Source organism: Enterobacter cloacae complex sp. P27C (genome assembly GCF_014895705.1).
Lineage (GTDB): Bacteria > Pseudomonadota > Gammaproteobacteria > Enterobacterales > Enterobacteriaceae > Enterobacter > Enterobacter bugandensis.
The window spans coordinates 1-1,223 of sequence record NZ_JADBQB010000026.1 but is presented as its reverse complement, the minus strand read 5'-3'; the positions used below and the strand labels follow the sequence as shown (position 1 = coordinate 1,223).

The 1,223-nt window shown below is 39.6% G+C and carries 2 protein-coding genes and 1 pseudogene; all 3 read left to right on the top strand.

Translation table 11 applies throughout. From position 1 onward, the window contains the following. Window positions 1-31 precede the first annotated feature (31 nt). The gene (locus IM291_RS21800) at window positions 32-412 is read left to right on the top strand and encodes a hypothetical protein (RefSeq protein ID WP_049119986.1); all 381 of its coding nucleotides are present in this window, start codon (window positions 32-34) and stop codon (window positions 410-412) included. 16 nt (window positions 413-428) lie between these two features. After that, window positions 429-794 (top strand): hypothetical protein, encoded by a 366-nt coding sequence (locus IM291_RS21795; protein WP_192987637.1) that lies wholly within the window; start codon window positions 429-431, stop codon window positions 792-794. A 102-nt stretch (window positions 795-896) separates the two neighbouring features. Further along, a pseudogene (locus tag IM291_RS22025) lies at window positions 897-1,189 on the top strand (YciI family protein). The last annotated feature ends 34 nt before the right edge of the window (window positions 1,190-1,223 follow it).

Below are 1,223 nucleotides of genomic sequence, written 5' to 3'. Positions count from 1 at the left end.
ACTTTTCTATTAATACAATTAAAGGTTAGAAATGAAAATAATTAATAGACTGAAAAAGAAGTTATTAGTCCTTGATGGCATTGACAATGATTTCATAGAGTATGGAAAGGAAATAGCATGCCCTGAATGCGAAGGGGTAATAGTCTACTCTATCGTAAACTCATATGAGTTTGACACGCTCCCTGTAGAGGTAAAATGCTTTTTGGTTAAGAAAATGAGAGGCGTGAAGTTTGTTAGTGAATATAAGAAATATAGCTACGATGAAAGCCAATTAGATGTTTCGAAAAACATTTGTTCCAAGTGTTTGAAAGAGTTTTCTGCTGTATTAACGTATAAAGAAGTGCAGCCAGCCCGATATCGGGTATATCTTGTGGGGCTTTTTGAAGGTGATTTGAAACAGATCAAACTTTAAAAGTTGAGGTTAACCTGTGATTAAAAATCTCAATTTCATCAAAGAAAATGACCTGCTTCAATGGACGTGTGGCGAAAGTAACATACTGGTTAGTATGCCATTTTTAGACTATGCAATGGTCGACTCAACACGCCAGTTAGTCTTTGCGTTAAGCGAGCCAAAGCCATTACCGACCGTTTTGACCATCTTCAATGCGCAGGGCGAAAAACTATTTTGGTCTGCACCTCCTGAAGGTGCGATTTTCAATTACTTAACATTCAACCTGTCAAAGGAAGTGGTCGTTGTCTGTAGCTATCCAGCAAAAAAAAATGGCTGGCATGACTGGTTTTATTCCTGGGATATGAAGCGTAACGCGTTGGCTCAATCGGGCCCTGCATATTAAGAACAAAAGCGCCAAAAAATGATAACAACAATCAGTGGCAAAAGAGGAACTGTATCAGCAGTTCCGACAAGCAGTTTAAAAAACAGAGTTAAGTGGCAAAGGATAAGCACGGTTTACATTGTCATTTTGACCTATATAAAACCACTCGAAGAAATCGATGCAGCGATACCTGCTCATGTTGAGTGACTTAAAAAGGGGTATGCAGAGGGGATTTTCCTGGCGTCCGAAAGAGGGATCCCAAGAAACGGTAGAGTCATTCTCGCTAAGTGTGAGAGTCTTGCCTCACTTCAAAACGATTATGCGAGGATCCTTTTCCGAGGTTAAAGCTTGCGACTATTGAGATCATACCTTTTGAACCCAGCATGAAAACAGAACTATTAGAGAATGTGTTTTAACCCCGCAAAAAATCCACGCCAAAGCGTGGATTTT